Origin of the sequence: Planococcus sp. ISL-109 (genome assembly GCF_018613655.1) — a bacterium.
GTDB lineage: Bacteria > Bacillota > Bacilli > Bacillales_A > Planococcaceae > Planococcus.
Window position 1 is genome coordinate 91,191 of record NZ_JAGGPW010000014.1, and the last position, 16,633, is coordinate 107,823.

18 protein-coding genes and 1 riboswitch are annotated in these 16,633 nt (G+C 50.3%); of the genes, 2 read left to right on the forward strand and 16 right to left on the reverse strand.

Annotated elements, in window-relative coordinates; genetic code table 11:
* The first annotated feature begins 72 nt into the window (after window positions 1–72).
* Window positions 73–1,704, forward strand: a complete 1,632-nt coding sequence (locus tag J7E21_RS10890; RefSeq protein WP_215107516.1) for an ABC transporter permease — start codon at window positions 73–75, stop codon at window positions 1,702–1,704.
* 1 nt (window position 1,705) lies between these two features.
* Entirely contained in the window at window positions 1,706–2,452 is a 747-nt protein-coding gene (locus J7E21_RS10895) for an ABC transporter ATP-binding protein (protein ID WP_215107518.1), read from the forward strand.
* Between the two features lie 312 nt (window positions 2,453–2,764).
* On the opposite strand, the gene pabB is transcribed toward J7E21_RS10895, so the two are convergent.
* The 16 genes from pabB to J7E21_RS10975 form a co-directional block, all read right to left on the reverse strand.
* Window positions 2,765–4,507: an aminodeoxychorismate synthase component I gene (gene pabB, locus J7E21_RS10900; protein WP_215107520.1), complete on the reverse strand. Its 1,743-nt coding sequence runs from the start codon at window positions 4,505–4,507 to the stop codon at window positions 2,765–2,767.
* The gene (locus J7E21_RS10905) at window positions 4,485–5,108 is read right to left on the reverse strand and encodes an anthranilate synthase component II (protein ID WP_215107522.1); all 624 of its coding nucleotides are present in this window, start codon (window positions 5,106–5,108) and stop codon (window positions 4,485–4,487) included. Before J7E21_RS10905 ends, pabB begins: the two co-directional genes overlap by 23 nt.
* 187 nt (window positions 5,109–5,295) lie before the next feature.
* Window positions 5,296–5,565 (reverse strand): hypothetical protein, encoded by a 270-nt coding sequence (locus tag J7E21_RS10910; RefSeq protein ID WP_215107524.1) that lies wholly within the window; start codon window positions 5,563–5,565, stop codon window positions 5,296–5,298.
* Window positions 5,566–5,818: 253 nt separating this feature from the next.
* Entirely contained in the window at window positions 5,819–6,019 is a 201-nt protein-coding gene (locus J7E21_RS10915; RefSeq protein ID WP_215107526.1) for a hypothetical protein, read from the reverse strand.
* A gap of 71 nt (window positions 6,020–6,090) precedes the next feature.
* On the reverse strand, window positions 6,091–6,567 hold the full coding sequence (locus J7E21_RS10920) for a flavodoxin domain-containing protein (protein ID WP_215107739.1): 477 nt from the start codon (window positions 6,565–6,567) through the stop codon (window positions 6,091–6,093).
* Entirely contained in the window at window positions 6,557–7,603 is a 1,047-nt protein-coding gene (locus J7E21_RS10925; RefSeq protein ID WP_215107528.1) for a ribonucleotide-diphosphate reductase subunit beta, read from the reverse strand. Before J7E21_RS10925 ends, J7E21_RS10920 begins: the two co-directional genes overlap by 11 nt.
* 7 nt (window positions 7,604–7,610) lie before the next feature.
* Window positions 7,611–9,788: a ribonucleoside-diphosphate reductase subunit alpha gene (locus J7E21_RS10930; RefSeq protein WP_251047960.1), complete on the reverse strand. Its 2,178-nt coding sequence runs from the start codon at window positions 9,786–9,788 to the stop codon at window positions 7,611–7,613.
* A 1-nt stretch (window position 9,789) separates the two neighbouring features.
* Window positions 9,790–10,278, reverse strand: a complete 489-nt coding sequence (locus tag J7E21_RS10935; RefSeq protein WP_215107532.1) for an acyl-CoA thioesterase — start codon at window positions 10,276–10,278, stop codon at window positions 9,790–9,792.
* 137 nt (window positions 10,279–10,415) lie between these two features.
* Window positions 10,416–10,595: riboswitch (cobalamin riboswitch) on the reverse strand.
* 858 nt (window positions 10,596–11,453) lie between these two features.
* Complete coding sequence (locus tag J7E21_RS10940; RefSeq protein WP_215107534.1) at window positions 11,454–11,642, reverse strand: DUF3934 family protein; 189 nt, start codon at window positions 11,640–11,642, stop codon at window positions 11,454–11,456.
* Between the two features lie 71 nt (window positions 11,643–11,713).
* Complete coding sequence (locus J7E21_RS10945) at window positions 11,714–12,190, reverse strand: glutathione peroxidase (protein ID WP_215107536.1); 477 nt, start codon at window positions 12,188–12,190, stop codon at window positions 11,714–11,716.
* 29 nt (window positions 12,191–12,219) lie between these two features.
* Window positions 12,220–12,657 (reverse strand): MarR family winged helix-turn-helix transcriptional regulator, encoded by a 438-nt coding sequence (locus tag J7E21_RS10950; protein ID WP_215107538.1) that lies wholly within the window; start codon window positions 12,655–12,657, stop codon window positions 12,220–12,222.
* Window positions 12,658–12,677: 20 nt separating this feature from the next.
* Window positions 12,678–13,097 (reverse strand): organic hydroperoxide resistance protein, encoded by a 420-nt coding sequence (locus J7E21_RS10955; protein WP_215107540.1) that lies wholly within the window; start codon window positions 13,095–13,097, stop codon window positions 12,678–12,680.
* A gap of 159 nt (window positions 13,098–13,256) precedes the next feature.
* On the reverse strand, window positions 13,257–13,814 hold the full coding sequence (locus J7E21_RS10960; protein WP_215107542.1) for a methyltransferase family protein: 558 nt from the start codon (window positions 13,812–13,814) through the stop codon (window positions 13,257–13,259).
* A 233-nt stretch (window positions 13,815–14,047) separates the two neighbouring features.
* Window positions 14,048–15,700 carry a b(o/a)3-type cytochrome-c oxidase subunit 1 gene (locus J7E21_RS10965; protein ID WP_215107544.1) on the reverse strand — a complete coding sequence of 551 codons (1,653 nt, stop codon included), beginning with the start codon at window positions 15,698–15,700 and terminating at the stop codon, window positions 14,048–14,050.
* A 1-nt stretch (window position 15,701) separates the two neighbouring features.
* The gene (locus tag J7E21_RS10970) at window positions 15,702–16,169 is read right to left on the reverse strand and encodes a cytochrome c oxidase subunit II (protein ID WP_215107546.1); all 468 of its coding nucleotides are present in this window, start codon (window positions 16,167–16,169) and stop codon (window positions 15,702–15,704) included.
* Window positions 16,170–16,187: 18 nt separating this feature from the next.
* Window positions 16,188–16,313: a cytochrome C oxidase subunit II gene (locus J7E21_RS10975; RefSeq protein ID WP_215107548.1), complete on the reverse strand. Its 126-nt coding sequence runs from the start codon at window positions 16,311–16,313 to the stop codon at window positions 16,188–16,190.
* Between the last annotated feature and the right edge of the window lie 320 nt (window positions 16,314–16,633).

A 16,633-nucleotide genomic window follows, 5' to 3' on the forward strand; every position in this document is an offset into this window, starting at 1 on the left:
AAGTTAAAGCCCCTTGCCGCCTAGTGATCGTGGCAAGGGATTTCTTGCGAGTTGGAAAGAGGTGCCTGGATTTTGCAACGCAGATTTGCCAATCTCAATATCTGGACCGTAGGAGCAGTCATCATCATCGTGCTGCTGTTCCTGCCGATCTTGACCATTGTCTCCGGCTTGTTTATGCCGTCCAACGACAATTGGGAACATATGAAAGAGTTTGTATTGCGGCAGTTTGTCACAAACTCCCTGATCCTGACCGCCGCTACGGCGTTCACCACGATCTTGATCGGCCTGAGCCTCGCTTGGCTGATTGCGCAATATGATTTTCCGTTCCGCCGCTTTTTGAAGTGGGCATTGATCCTCCCTCTTTCCATCCCGCCGTTCATCGGTGCTTATACGTATCACGGCATTCTTAACTATACGGGCATCGTGCAGACAACACTTCGCGAAGGCTTCGGAATGGAACTCGACCCGACGCATTTCAATATCATGAATTTGCCCGGTGCAATTTTTATCTACACGATGTTTTTATACCCTTACGTCTATACAATCACGCAAGTCTATTTATCCGAACAATCAGCGTCCTTGATTGAAAGCACGCGGTTGCTCGGAAAAGGCCCGTGGCGCACATTTTTCCAGGTCGTGATGCCGATTTCCCGGATATCCATCATTGCCGGTGCGAGCCTGGTCGTCTTGGAAGTGCTGAATGATTACGGCGTCGTGAAATATTACGGCATCCAAACCTTTACGACCGCCATCTTCCAATCCTGGTTCGGCCTCGGCGATTTAGATACATCAATCAAACTTGCCGCCTCGCTTATGGGCTTTGTCATCATCATCCTGCTCATCGAGAAGCTGTTGCGCGGCAGACGGCAATACAGTTATTTTTCGACGAAAGTCCGCCCGCTTCAGCTCATTTCGCTAAACGGTTGGAAAGGGGCTGCAGCGACAGGCTACGGCCTGGTCATTTTGAGCCTCGGCTTTTTCATCCCGGTCATTCAGTTGATCGACTGGACGATTTTAACGTTCGGCACGATTCCGATGGATGAGTTCATGAGTTATGTGACAAACTCGGTGTTCGTCGCCGGCCTTAGCGCGACGCTCATCGTCATCTTCGCCCTCATCGTCGGGAACTTCGCACGCATGATTCAAGGGCGTTACGTCAAACTTCTGCCGAAACTGACAGTGCTCGGCTACTCGATTCCTGGAGCGGTCATCGCGGTAGCGGTCGTGACAGCGTTCATCGCACTAGACGGTTACCTTGCGCCGCTGTACCTGGCAATCGGGCTCGAGACGACACTCGTCCTGAGCGTCAGCATCGTTTTGCTGTTGTCCGCCTACATCATCCGGTTCTTCGCAATCGGCTATAACTCGGTCGAAACTGGCTATGATAAGATCGGTACGAACTTCCGCGATGCGTCGCGCATGCTCGGTGCCGGTCCGACAAAGACCTTTTTCACAGTCGATGTGCCGATGATGAAAGGCGCTATTATCAGCGGTTTCATCCTGGTTTTCATCGATGTACTCAAGGAGATTCCCTTGACATTAATCCTCAGACCGTTTAATTTTGATACATTGTCAACAAAAGCATTCCAGTACGCCAGTGATGAAAAAATCATGGAAGCGTCACAAGCTTCCCTTTTGATTATCGGTATTAGCGCCTTGGCCATTGTGATTTTCTATAAGATACTCGAGAAGGAGATGGATTGATATGTTTGTCGCCATTGAAGATGTAAGTTTTTCCTATCCGAATACAAAGGCCCCTGCACTTGATCGGTTCACGCTAGAAATCAAAAAAGGTGAGGTCATTTCGATCCTCGGCCGCAGCGGCAGCGGAAAAAGCACGATTTTGCGCTTGCTTGCCGGGCTGGAACGACCGAAAAATGGCCGCCTCGTCATCCAGGACGAAACTTTGTTCGACGATAAAACATTTTTGCAGCCGGAAAAACGCGGAATCGGCATGGTCTTCCAAGATTATGCATTGTTCCCGCATATGACGGTTGCCGCGAACATCATGTTTGGCTTGTCGGGCATGAAAAAAGCCGACAAGAAAAAACGCATGCGCGAAATGCTCGACCTCGTCGAACTCCAGGATTATGAAAAGCGCTATCCACACCAATTGAGCGGCGGCCAGCAGCAGCGTGTGGCAATTGCCCGCGCCATCGCGCCGAACCCTCATTTGATCTTGTTGGATGAACCGTTCAGTAATTTAGATGCCGAATTGCAAGGGAAAATCCGCAAAGATCTTCGGGAAATTTTGAAAAAGGCGAACATCACATCCATCTTCGTGACTCACGATGAAAAAGACGCACATATCCTCGCCGACCGTATTGTTAAGTTGAAAGATGGCAAAATTGATTTTGTGGGACGTCCGTGCGATATGCTCGATACGTTCCGCCAAGAAGCCATTGCCGAATCCGAAGAAGTGTTGAAATCAAAAACACTGATCCAAGTGTGACTTAATTGATAAGCCGTCCCTTCCGTTATGGAAGGGACGGCTTATTTTGTGCGCAAATACTTGTATAAAGAAATATACTTTCCATATCAGCGGACGCTTTCGGTCCTATTTTGAGTAATAGCGTAGGTTTGGAGATTGCGCTGCAGGGGCACGCTTGCCGGGGGGGGGGGGGCAGGCGTCGGCGTCTTTCCGAAACAATATTTCCATAGTCGTATCCTTAAAAAGCTTATCCATAACAAAAACAGGGCAAGAAAAATCATTGATTTTTCTTGCCCTGTTTCATATTTAGAGGTTTTCTGACAGCTACTAATTTTACTTGGTATAGGTGTCCAGTTCTACTTTGAGCCAGCCGCGGACGCCGTTGATAAACCAGAGGGCGTCGAACGCGTGGAGTTCGTCTTTTTTCAGCACTTTCGTTTCGATGCGGCCTTCGTCGAGCAGTTGCTGGCGGTAGGTGCCGGCGAGCAATCCGCTCGATACGGGTGGAGTGTAGAAACGGCCGTCTTTTTCGGCGACCAGGTTGCCGATGGTGAATTCGGTCAGCTCTTCCCGTTCATTCCATAACAAGACGGAAAAAACGGAGGACGCTCTTTTCTGATGCTGTTCGTAGACGCTGCGGTTAGTCGTTTTATGATACAAAAAGGCGTCTTTGCTGTCGACTGGCGTTATCGCGAGTGCGCAGTGGACGGGCTGTTCTATGGGCTTTACCGGAGTTGCTTGTGCTTCGACTTTGCCGCTCCTAGCGACCGTCATGCGGACTTTGAACGTGCCGTGCGGATACTGCTCAGCGAGTGAATTCAAAATATGGGTGACCTGTTCTTCGTCCAGCGGAAAGCGGAAATATGAAGCTGAGTCTTTCAGCCGCTCGAGGTGAACTGACAACAGCGGGTAGTTCCCGGCTTCGAGCTTGAGTGATTCCAGCAAGGAAAACTCAGGCCGCTTTTCGGTCAGTACGCGCGCTTTCGTCAGCAGCTCCTGGTATTCTCCGTCGGATGTGGAATCCCACGTGATGCCGCCGCCTACGCCGTAACGGGCTGTATCGGTTTCGCTATCGATGACGACGGTGCGGATCGGCACATTGAATACCGCGTTCTTTTCCGGTGTGATAAAGCCGATTGCGCCGCAATACACTTCGCGCGGCGTTTGTTCGAGTTCGGCTATATAGCGCATCGTGCTGACTTTCGGTGCGCCGGTAATCGAACCGCACGGAAACAGTGCTCCGAACCAGTCGAATACGGAAAGTTCTGCCGGCAGTTCAGCTTCGACGGTTGAGGTCAGCTGATGGACGGTCGGGTATTTCTCCGCTTCAAAGAGCTTCGACACTTTAACGGTTCCCGATTTTGCCAGACGGCTCATGTCGTTGCGCAGCAAGTCGACGATCATCAAATTCTCGGCGCGTTCTTTTTCCGATTCGAGCAGGACGTCCAAAATTGCCGCGTCTTCATTGCTCGTCCGACCGCGTGGTGCGGTCCCTTTCATCGGCTTCGTGCGGATGCGCGAGCCGTCGATGCGGAAAAACAATTCCGGCGAAGCAGATAAGATCTGGTAGCGGCCGATGTTGAGAAAAGCGCCGTAATCTGCTTGTTGGTTGCGCGCAAGCTGTTGGTAAAACGACTTCGCATCACCCGTAAACCCGGCGGTGAGGCGCTCTGTGTAATTCACTTGATATGTATTGCCTTCTTCAATGGCCTGGCGGATTTTCTGGATGCCTTCTTTGTAACGGGAAACCGACCCTTCGAGTAGCCAATCGGACACTTTATAGCCCGTAGCTTCTCTGGGTTTTGGCATTTCCTTCTGTTTGTAGATGCCGAACCAGGCGAGCGGCATTTCGGCTCCGGCGTGCACGGTCATTTCGGGGCGGAATGCCGGCGCCGCTTCGTACGAAACATAGCCTGCTGCGTAATAGCCTTGTGTGGTGTAGCGATCGACTTCTGTCAGCACGTGTTGGACTTCTGCAGGCGTTGCGGCTTCTAGCACCACTAGCGGCTCACTAAAAGCGATCGCCTCCGGTGCCCCGTCTTCTTTTGCAAAATCAAACTGCAGATAAGGGGCCATCGTGTGCGCCTCCTTTCTTGTGTGCGTTCCAGGCACGGGCATTTTCATAGGCAGTTGACAGCATGGAAAATCCGTCTGTCGTTAAGATCGATTCCGGGTGGAACTGGATTCCTTCGACCGGCAACTCCCGGTGACGGACGCCCATGATGCTGCCGTCCTCTGCCCGCGCGGTCACTTCAAGCAGAGCAGGAAACGTTTCACTGTCTGCAACGAGCGAATGGTAGCGCACGACTGATGTTGGTGAGACGAGCCCTGCAAACACTCCTTGCGCGCTATGTGACACTTGTGACACTTTTCCGTGCACGGGCTTTGCGCCTTTTTGGACTTTGCCGCCGTAAAACTCGACGATGCTCTGGTGGCCGAGGCAGACCCCGAGTATCGGAACTTTGCCGCTGAGCCATTCGAGCGTCTCCCGCCCTGCACCTTCCTGCAACGGCTTGCCCGGCCCCGGTGACAGCACGATGAGTTCAGGCGCCAGCGCTTCGATGTCTGAAAGTGCCGCAGCGTCGTTTTGGAACACTTCAACGCGGGCTCCGAGACGCTCGAAATAATGCACGAGATTATATGTAAATGAATCATAATGATCGATGATGACAATCACGGGAAAAACTCCTCTTCAAATGGAATGTTGCGTAACTCCATTATAAGGGGATGGCGGCGATTAAGCATGGATTATATCGCTTGCTGCCTCGACCATCTGATCAAACTGCTTGAATTACGATGATAGACAGAACTTCAATACGCATGAAAAACCCGGATGCTTAAAGATCCCGGTTTTCTCTATTTAATCAATCTGCAGTAAGGCAGCAGCGAGCCGGGCGGCGAAATGTTCTGGTGGCTCTTCTGCAACAAGGCGCAGACAGACGATATTCGGGTTCGAATCGATGCTTTTCGAATTCTGTCGGCAAGGCGATCGGGAATTGCTGCAACGCTGCAGTAAATGCAGGCAGTTCTTCCGGCAGCAGGAAAATATCCGCTTCGTTCGTTGCGGTGCCGTCCGGTTTCTGCTTCGAGTAAGCTCCCCACACGCTCGGCCAGGTCCATAATGATCGATTCAATTTTCACTTCTTTCCCCTTTCCTATGCAAGCAAAAACTAAAAGAAAACGCCGAAAAGAGCCCAAGTTTGGGTTCTTTTCGGCGTTGGTATCAGCGCTATAGTCTGTTCCATTTTACCAAATTGTTGTTATTCATCTGCGGTGTTCTTGGGTTCGTTTAAGAATCGGAAATGCTATCGTTTCCCGTTCTTTCTCAGTATAAAATACATCGTCAAAAAAGGAAAACTATTGACCGAGCTTCTATGTTCCACAGGCTTAATATCCAGTGTCTTCTTCCATTTCGTCTTCTTCGTCAATTTCCAGTTCGGGATCGGTCTCTTCTACATCGTCATTGCCCGGTAAAACGTCCGTTTCCTGTTCCATTTGGGGTTCATCTTCGTCGCCGCCGCAAGCTGCCAAGATGCCGGTGGATAGGATTGCTGCTGCGCCAACTTTCAACCACTTATGCTGTGCCATCTTCATCCTCCTCCGTTTGATTTGATATTAGCAATATACCCGCTAACAGCATGAAAAAAACGCGAACAGCTTCATGATTTGCTTGTTTCGAGCGGCTGCGTGTGCTCACGGTATTTTGCCGCTACACTTTTTGCAAACTGCCGACATCTCGCATAATCTTGTGTGGACGGCATCTGTTCGACTTTAAACGTCGCCGCTAGAGCCGTCTTAGCATACAGCATATCCCGGAACTGATCGACTGCCCCGCAATAGGTGGCGAAGCAGCGGTCTCCTGTTCCAAAGACAGCTGTAACAGGCGATTTCCCAAGGTTTTCGAATGCTTCAAACAAGCCGTGAAGCTGCTTTGGAATCTCGCCATTCGCCCATGTATAAGTCCCGACTAAAACCATATCGTAACGTGATAGTTCTGCAGAATTGAACTGGTCTGCCCGAAAGCTTTCCGGAAAGACCCCTTGTTCCCTTAATGCACGCTCGACTATTTCAGCGAGCCGCTCAGTATGGCCTGTTGCAGAGGCGTAGACAATCGCGGCGCGCGGCTTATAGTTCATCAAAGCCGTTCGACTCCGATACTTTCGTATAAGCGCGCGATTTCTGTTCGAAGAAATCCGATTTTGTGCTGTTCATCATATCATCGCCGAACACGCGGATCCACGGCATCGGGTTGTCGCGCACGTCGTACAGATTGCCGAGCCCGATTTGGCGCAGCCGTTTGTTCGCCAAATACTCGACATAGTCGCCAAACTCCGCGAGATCGATGCCTTCGATATCGCCGAGGATATGCTGCGCCCATTCTTTTTCGAGCTCAACGGCATGTGCCACTTCTTCGCAGATCCAAGCGGTCATTTCATCAGTCGCCAGTTCCGGGTTCTCCGCAATGAGGATGCGGATAAATTGGGAAACGAAATACGCGTGCTGCATCTCGTCGCGCTGGATATAGCTGATCATCGTGCTCGTCTTGAGCATTTTCTGCTGGCGTGCGAGGTGGTAGAAAAACGCAAAGCCCGCGTAGAAATAAATGCCTTCTAGGTTGATGGAATTGACCGCGAGCTTCAATAAATGCTTGAGATTCGGCTCGGTGCGGAACGCTTCGTACGCGGTCAGAATCCGAGCGTTGCGCTTTCTGACGAACGGATCATTCTTTGCTTCATCAAAGCGTTTGTTTTGTTCATCAAGCGGCACGAGCGAGCTGAGAACGTACGAATAAGACTCGGTATGAACCGCTTCTTGCTGGGCGATGACCGCGAAAATCGACTTGAAACTGGAGTCGCTGACATAGTCCATCACTTGTGTCATCGTCGGTGTCTGCAAGCTGTCGAGCGAGGCGAGCTGCGTGTTGATGCGCAAAAAGACATCTTTCTCGGTTTCACTCAGCGCGTCCCAGCCTTTGATATCGTCCTGCATATTGATTTCCTGCGCTTTCCAGAAATTCGCTAGCAAGGCCTGGTACAGCTCGTACATATGCGGATGGGCAATATCGTTCCAGTTGAGCAAGCCGGAGCTCGCACCGCCGACAATGGCGGTCGAACGGTTCGGTGCGTCTGGGTCCATCAATGGTTGTTTCGTCAAAGTTTGCATAGTCTTCATCCTTTCCTTAGCTTTCGCACGCCTCGCATGCTTCGATTTCTTCCTGTGAGGTGCTGCGCACGTAATAGCTTGTCTTCAATCCACCATTCCATGCCTCGAGGTGCAATTCGAGCAGCTCTTTCGCACGGATTGTGTGCGGGACGTAAAGATTAAAGCTGATCGCCTGGTCGATGTGGCGCTGTCTCGCCGCATTTTGGCGGATGCTCCATTTCTGGTCCAAGACGTGGCGCGCGCGTCGGTAATATTCATAGGTCCGGTGATTCAAATCCGGTGCGGTCACGTTAAAGCGGAAGTTCTTTTTCTCTTCTGCGTATTCGACTGCATACAGCGGGTCGATGCCGTCTGTCGAACCGCCGATTTTCGCGGTCGACGAGTTCGGTGCGACCGCCATCATCCAGCCGTTGCGAACGCCGGATGCTGCCACTTTCCAGCGCAACGCGTCCCAGCGCTCACCCGTGTAACCGCGGCGTTCAAAGTAAGCACCGGTATGCCATTCCGAATCCGTGAATTCGCTGAACGCCCCCTTTTCTTCTGCCAGTCCCGCAGAGGCGCGGATGGTGTGCCACGCAATTTCCTCATATAACGTATCGGCATAATTTACAGCCTCTTCCGTTTCCCAGTGGATGCCGCGAAGTGCCAACAGATGGTGCCAACCGAAAGTTCCTAATCCAACGGCGCGATATTTCTGGTTGGTCACTTCCGCCTGGCCGACAGAAATCGTATTCAAATCGATGACGTTATCGAGCATGCGCAATTGAATCGGGATAAGACGGGATAAGACGTTCGCTTGCACGGCACGCGGCAAGTTGATCGACGACAAATTGCAGACGACGAAATCGCCCGGCTTGCGCACGGTGACCAAATTGCCTTCCTCGTCTTTGTATTCCTTGATGATTTGCGTCGGTGACATGTTCTGTGCGATTTCACTGCAGAGATTGCTGCAGTAAATTGAAGTTTTGCCGATGCCACGCAAGTGCTTGTTCGGGTTGCGGCGGTTTACTTCGTCACGGTAAAACATATAAGGTGTGCCAGTCTCGAGCTGAGACACCATAATACGTGCCATCACGTCCATCGCCCGTCCGGATTTCCGTGCCAATAATGGATGCGCGACCGCTTCTTCGTATTTTTCGGTGAAATATTTACGGTCTGTCTCGTCGTAGAAATCTTCCAGACCAAGCGGCTCGCCGGAATCATCTTTCCAGCCCATCACCTGCTTGACTTCATGCGGGCAGAACATATGCCATTCGCCGATGCTGCGTCCGCTTTCATCCGTTTCCTGCAATTTTTTCATGAACAGATCCGGAATCGCCACGCCGGTGAAAATGTCGTGCGCTTTGCGGCGCTCATCACCGTTATTGGTCTTCAAATCCAGGAAGCCGTTCATGATGTCTTTATGGAATACATCCAAATACACCGCAACCGCTCCCTGGCGCTGGCCGAGCTGATCGACGCTGACGGCGGTGTCGTTGAGCAAGCGGATCCACGGGATGACGCCGGAGGAATTGCCTTTGAACTTGCGGATGTCGGAACCGAGTGCCCTCACCTTGCCGTAATACACACCGAGCCCGCCGCCGTCTTTGCTGAGACGCGCTACATCCCAGTTGTTCTGGTAAATGCCGTCGAGCGAATCAGCGACGGTATCAATAAAGCATGAAGACATTTGCCCGAAGCTTTTTCCGGCATTCGACAAAGTCGGCGTCGCCACCGTCATATACAAATTGCTCATCGCCCAATACGCTTCTTTAATGAGTTCCAAGCGGCGCATTTTCGGCTCTTTTTGCATCAAAGTCATGGCGATGATGAGAAAGCGTTCCTGCGGCAATTCCCACACGCGGCCGTCGTAGTCTTTCGCCAAATAGCGGTCCGCCAACAGGAACAACCCGATGTAATTGAACAACTTGTCACGCTCCGGTGCAATTTCTTTGCCCAATAAGCGGATCTCTTCTTCCGAGTAGGCTTCCAGCAAATCTTTCGAATAAATGCCTAAACGGCTCAAGCCGTGAACCAAACCATAAAAATCATCGTATTTCTTTTCTTCGCTATAGCCGCGTGTTGCCGCTGCCTGTTCGTACAATTTCTCCAAATACAAACCGGCCGCTTCAAACGTCCATTCCGGCTCGTCCATCGACACACGGTTTAAAGCATCTTGAATTTTCCGTTCCCGTTCCGCTATGTTCATCGTCATCTCAGCACAACTCCTTCGCGTATTCATTCGCTTTCATGCGGCGCTCTTTCCGTTCCTGCGCACTTTCAAACAGCCGCCGTTCATTTTCTGTTTCGGGCACGACGCTTGCGACCGGTGTCGGCAGTCCTGCATCATCGACGGCCACCATCGTCAAAATCGCCGTCGTCGTCAAGCTGCGGGCACCGCTCTCAATGTTCTGGCATTCCGCTTTGACGTATACTTCCATCGACGTGCGTCCCGTCGAAATGACGACCCCTTCCAAAATCAACACATCCCCGACCTTCGCAGAAGACAGAAAGTTGACCGTATCGATCGACGCGGTCACCACGACGTTCCGGCTATGCTTCATCGCGGCGATCGCCGCGATTTCATCGATGTAAGCGAGCACCGTACCGCCAAAAATGGTGCCCATATGGTTCGTATCCGGCGGCAGGACGAGCCGGGACTGGATGGTCCGCGACACGCCGGCCGGAAGCTGTTCTCTATTCATGCCGATTCCTCCTTTTTGAAAACGCCAAAAGCCCCCACTCTCCGGAGAGACTGGGGGCATGAACGCAAGTCAATAAGGTGGACACACTCGGGCCACGCAAACCAAACCTTTGTCATCCTTCCCAATTCCCGGAGAAGAGCAAAACGACAACAAAGGCAGGTCTCCTGGCTCGCGCGTCTCTCTCGCCATGCCCTTCCCGTCCATTGGACAGTGGGATCATCATGGTTCGTCTGCGCTTACAGTTGCGGGAACAGCTCCGGTATTTCACCGGATTCCCTATTAAGCCCGTATTGGGCACCTTTGTTGCGGTATCACTATATATGGTGTTGAATTTTTAATTCATCACCAAATCTTGTAGTTTTAACTATAGAACAATTCGGATTTCGCCGCAAGGACTTTCTGGAGGCTTTCTTCAGAAAGCGAAAAAGGGGCTAGTCGCTGGCACATTTCACGCATAAAACTTCTGATTTATAGTTGTTTTTTGACACAAGTTTAAGACACTTTGAGAATGAGGTTCGGAATTCGTGGATGTTACAAATAAAGGGAAAAATAAGCAGGAACTGGTGTGAGGTATATTGATAGCGCTGATTTTATCGTCGCCGTAGGATCTGCAGCCTCGCTTGGGGTAGGCCTCTCGCAATAAGCCAAGAAAACCACTTGTCTCATTGCTTCGGCTCACCCGTAAGCGCGCGGCTGCTTAAATATTTCACTGATTCGAATGTGTAAAAGCTTGTCTGCTCCTATAAGTGTCGTCCGTCTGATAAGGAAAGTATATCTAAAGAAGTGAAAACTGAAATCGGATTTTCTTCTTAATCGTAAAATGAAAATTATTAGCGAGAGATACAGCTTATATTTTCCAAGTTAGAATTTAAAGAAACCTCCCCATGATTATTAAACCAGAGATGTAGCGTAGGCGGCGACGCCTAAGGGAGCAGCGAAGCGACGGGTTTGAGAGACCCCGTAGGAAATGAATGAGCGAAGCTTAGCTGAGTGCATTCATTTGCGACGCATCTGCTATGCAGATGTGGGAGCACACGAGTTTCCGCAGTGACGAGTAGGCTCGATTCCCGCCCCTAGGCAAGCGTCCGCCGGGAGCGCAATCTCAGCTATCCCCCCACTTCTCCTCATATTTCCCGGGAAATAAAAAAACCACGCAATTGTATGCGCGGCTTCTATCATCCATCGACCCATTCAGTTTCAGCTTCTGGCTGCTTTTCTTTTTGGCCAGTGGTTTCTTTATTGTCTTTGCTCGTATACGGCTTGAAACTCTTGGCTTTGTTCTTGCCTTTTTCCCAACGGTTCCAGCCTTTTTTGCCGGTTCCTTTGCCAATGCCGCTTTTCACTTTTGCTTTTGCTTTGCTCATTTCTTTCACTCCCGTTCACACATCGTGACGTTCAGCTTACCACATTCCGCCGCTTTCGTGAACAATCGTGTTTATGCGCCTATCACTTTTTCAATTTCCTTATTCATCGAAGCGGGTGTATCTTTCGGTGCAAAACGCGCCACCACTTCTCCGTTCTGGTCCACCAAAAACTTCGTGAAGTTCCACTTGATGCCACTCGACAGGAAACCTTTCGTATTGGCGGTCAAATGCTGGAACAAAGGATGCGCTTCTTTGCCGTTCACTTTGATGATGTCGTGCATCGGAAACGTGACTCCGTAAGTCATGCGGCAGGAAGACTCGGCATCGGCCGCTTCACCGACTTCCTGGCCGAATTGGTCGGACGGGAAGCCGAGCACGACGAGCCCTTTGTCCTTATACTCCTCGTACAGCTTCTCGAGGCCGTCAAACTGGCCGCGCAAGCCGCATTTCGTCGCGGTATTGACGATGACCATCGGCTGTCCTTTGTATTTCTCCAATTTGTACTGCTGTCCGCTTGCATCTGTGACGCTAATATCATAGATCCCCATTCTTCATCACTCCTGTTTTCATGAATTTTTCACAGGTCCATGTCGCTGAAAAATGCATTCAAGGCTTTTAAGTTTTTCATCAGCTCGAATGCATTTACATCGAGGTAATTGCAGCTGGTAATTTTGTTGTGGATTGCCTGCTCGATCGGCTTTTCATCCGCATGCGACTGGTCGGTCAAGGAAATGCGGAAAGCGCGTCGGTCTTCCGTGGATTGCTTTTTCGTCACGCGGCCATTATCGATCATCCGGTTGATGATCGGATTGAGCGTGCCGGTGCCGAGCCCGAGCTGTTCGCCGATTTGCTTCATCGTCAGCCCATCTTCTTCCCACAAGACGAGCAGTACCAAGTATTGCGTAAAGGTCAGCCCGAATGGCTCCAGAGTCTTGGCATACAGTTTGGAAAAATTGCTCGAAGCTTTATACACTTCAAAGCATAATTGCTGATCCAGTTTTGTCGGTTTGTCCATATGATCACCTGTTTTTCTAATTATCGAATCGCAATCTCCACATCTACCGAATCTTTGATCGCTTTGGAATAAGGGCAATAAGCATGGGCTTTTTCAACATAATGCTGTTTCTTCTCCTCATCCAAGCCTTCGATGTCCACTTCCAGGCGCACTGCAAGCTTGGCTCCGCCGTCCGCTTTGTCGCCGATCAAAGAAACCGTCGCAGTAACTTCGCTGTTCTTAACTTCCACTTTATCATTTTCCAAAACCAAATCCAACGCACTATTGAAGCAAGAGCTATAGCCTGCCGCAAATAATTGCTCAGGGTTGGTTGCCGTGTTCGGCTGTCCGCCGAGCGCGACCGGTTTTGCAACATCAAGATTGAAAATATTATCCGGCGAATAAACGCTGCCTTCGCGTCCGCCGCTATTGATCATTGTCGTTTCAAATAAAGTTTTCATTGTTACATCCCTCCAATATTTAGATCTTACACGATCTATATTAAACTAAATCGTGCGCGACGTAAAATGAAACGCTCAATTTCCGGTAAACAAAAAACGGCCCTGAAATGAATCTTTCGGTACCGTTTTAGATTATTGCCTATGAAATGGTCGTCTTGCTTAATAGATATACGGAATCAGCCGCGCGCGCCGCTTCATCCATTCCTCGTATTCCGTGCCGAATTTTTCAACGAGCAGTGCTTCCTCGTGCTGCATGCGCTTATTGAGCGTAAACGCCAGCAACAACCCGCCTATAACTGCGGCAATCAAACTGGTGAAATAAAGAGCCATGCCGATGCCAATTAAAAACAATCCGGTATACAGGGGATGCCGGAGCTTCCGGTAAGGGCCGCTGCTGACGATGGTGTCGCCTTGCCGCACCGTCACGTGGCGCGTAAATTGCGACTTCAAATGGATAATTCCCCAAAACCGCATGAACACACCAAGTGCGAGCAGCACAAGCCCTACTGGCCTTAACACGGCTGCTACGCTTTCCATTCCGCGCAGTTCCTGCAGCCAAAAAGCGCCCACGATGGTTGCGATCAGCGACAGGAAAATCGCGAAGAAGGTTTTCTTCTCGACCGGATCGCCCTGCCCGGTCTCGCGGTTTTTAAAGACGATAAATTCGACAAGCCACAATACGCTCACCGCGGTAAAAATCCAGTCCATCCACCCCATTGCCTACACCTCTTTCCCTCTAAATATATAGAAAACTCTTGCTCAATACAATTTCCAGCCTGTTCAATAAGCGGGACGACCATTCGAACAAAAAAGGAGGCTCTACTATCATCTGCTAGCGGAACCTCCCTCTGCTATTCTTCGTCCGTCACCGACAGCTCAACAAGCATGACAGTAAAAACGATGAAAATGGCGATTAATGCGAGTGTCATCGTGAACATTGTCCTCAACTCCTACCAAGTGATAAATCCTTTAGATCCAGGCGGTGCGTGTTGAATCATTTGTGATATCGGAATGGCGTAAGCGACGATAATCAATACGGCGGCAATGCCGATCCAGATCCACCAGTTCTCAAGCCATTTCGGTGTGTTGGACATATCGCTTTCCGCCAGCGGGAATTCAACCATCTGCTCAGGCGTTTCAGCTTTTGGTGAGACGAACATCGTCATGATGACGATATACATCAAGATCATCGCCGATAGGAATAAAATGGTCCCACCGATTGCCATCGTCAAATGGTTCGAGACGATTCCTTCAAACCATTCCATAGCAGCCGGGTGGTCGTTATAGCCACTGTAAGCCGTGCGGCGCGGCGCTCCGAGCAGTCCCAACACGTGTTGGGCAGTCGACATGAGCAGCATGCCGATCGACCAAGTGATGATTTGGATAAAGCCGAGAATCTGCATGCGCTTCGTAAAGCGGCGGCCCGTCAAATACGGGATGAGCCAAAACGTCAGACCCATGAACGTCATCGCCACCGGAGTGCCGACCGTAATATGGAAATGGCCGACGATCCACAATGTATTATGGACGACTTCATTCAATTGGAAACTGGCGTTGATGATACCACCTGCCCCGCCGGGAATGAAGAACACCATGGCGATGAAAATCGATGTGAAACGGACATCTTTCCACGGCAATTTCTTGAACCAGCCGAACAGGCCTGTGCCTCCTTTTTTACGTCCGGCAATTTCAAAGGTCGCGAACATCGAGAACGCCGTCATCAGCGACGGCACGATGACCATGAACGTTAAGACCACTTGCAGGAACTTCCAGAAGTTCGAAATACCGGGCTCCGTCAATTGGTGATGGAAACCGACCGGAATCGAGAACAGGATGAACAACACAAACGCGAGGCGCGCCAAGGAATCACTGAACACTTTCACACCGAGCAGTTTCGGCACGATCGTGTACCAGGCGATATACGCCGGCAACAGCCAGAAATACACGAGCGGATGGCCGAAATACCAGAACAGCGAGCGGCTCAGTTCGACGTTGATCGTATCCGTCCAGCCGAACGCCCACGGAATATATTGGAACAGGACCGTCGCAACGACACCGAGGCAGGCGATGATCCACATGACGATGGTGGTGATCGTCATAAACGCAAACAGCGGACTCAACTGTCCTTTATTGCGGCGGCGCCAGCCGAGGTAATGGCCGACCAAAGCGAAACTTGAGATCCATGTCCCGACGATGACGAGCGCAAGCCCGACATAATAAAAGCCGTTTGCTTGCATCGGTGCATAAAATGTATAAAGAACAGACGCTTCGCCGATAATGATGAGCACCGTCGCTATGACGGTACCGAGCAGCGTTACCCACAAGCCGATCCATGAAAACAGGCGGACTTTCGGGCCGAAACTGCCGAGGCTCTTACTCATGCCAGTAATGAAGAATGCAAAAATGAAAAAGGTCGTATAAATAAGTGCGAGTAATACACCGTGCGCCGTCAGCACTTGATAATAATCAAGCCATGCTGGAAGTTCAAGGGAATCATTGCGGACAAATACTTGCAATACCCCCATGAGCGTGCCGATGAGAAAAGCGGTATAGGCCACGCCGATATGCCATAAAGCGATTTTGCGGTCTGAATAGGCGATCATCTTAGTACACCTCAATTTCTGTATACATCATATGGTGGCCGGTCCCGCAATATTCATTGCACAAAATCAAATATTTACCCGGTTCTTCGAATGTATAGGACTTAGTAGTTATGCGGCCTGGAACGACCATCATGTTGACTTTCGTATTATCGATCGTGAAGCTGTGCACGACATCCGTGCTAGTGACTTTAAAAATAATCTCTTTGCCTGCCGGAACCCGTAAGTCCGGTGCGGTGTAGCCGAAAGCCAGTGCGACAATCGCCACTTGATATGTATCTTCATCCAATTGCGTCACGCCTGGGTTATCAAATGGTGCGGTTTCATTCACTTTCTCCGGATCGATCGTTTCCATCCCGCCGGACGGAGTGTGATCTTGCGAAAAAGCACTGACGCCGACGACGCTCAAAAAGACGATGAGGGAGACGATGCCGAAACTGAGCCAAATCTTCTCGTATTTATGTAAATGCATGCTAAATCTCTCCTTTTCTTATCTCGCTACATACATCATATAAACGGCGACCCACATCGCAACGATGATGATGCCGACGATGAACACACTGACGAGCGTCCCTTTTAAATTCACATCATCATGATCCGATTGTTTATTATCCATTATTTTCCACCTCTTTGCTCTTTTTCCGTTTCCTTTAGCATAGGACCTAAGTTTCAGTTTAGCTGTGACAAAAATCACACCTTGCCACTTTTATTTTCTGCTGTACATATTTCTGCCAAAAAAAAAGCCTACGTTATATGCAGGCTTTCAGGTGAGGGATGAAGTTTGGGGAATCGCTTCCTTGGTGTTTTTTATCATTTGAAATGAGTTGGAATTGGATTGGGGAAATGAATCTGTGTTTGTTGGTTCGTCACTTTAGCATTCGCCGACCTGCTCTGGGTTGGCCTCCCGCAATGAGCCAGAAACCCGCTGTCTCATTG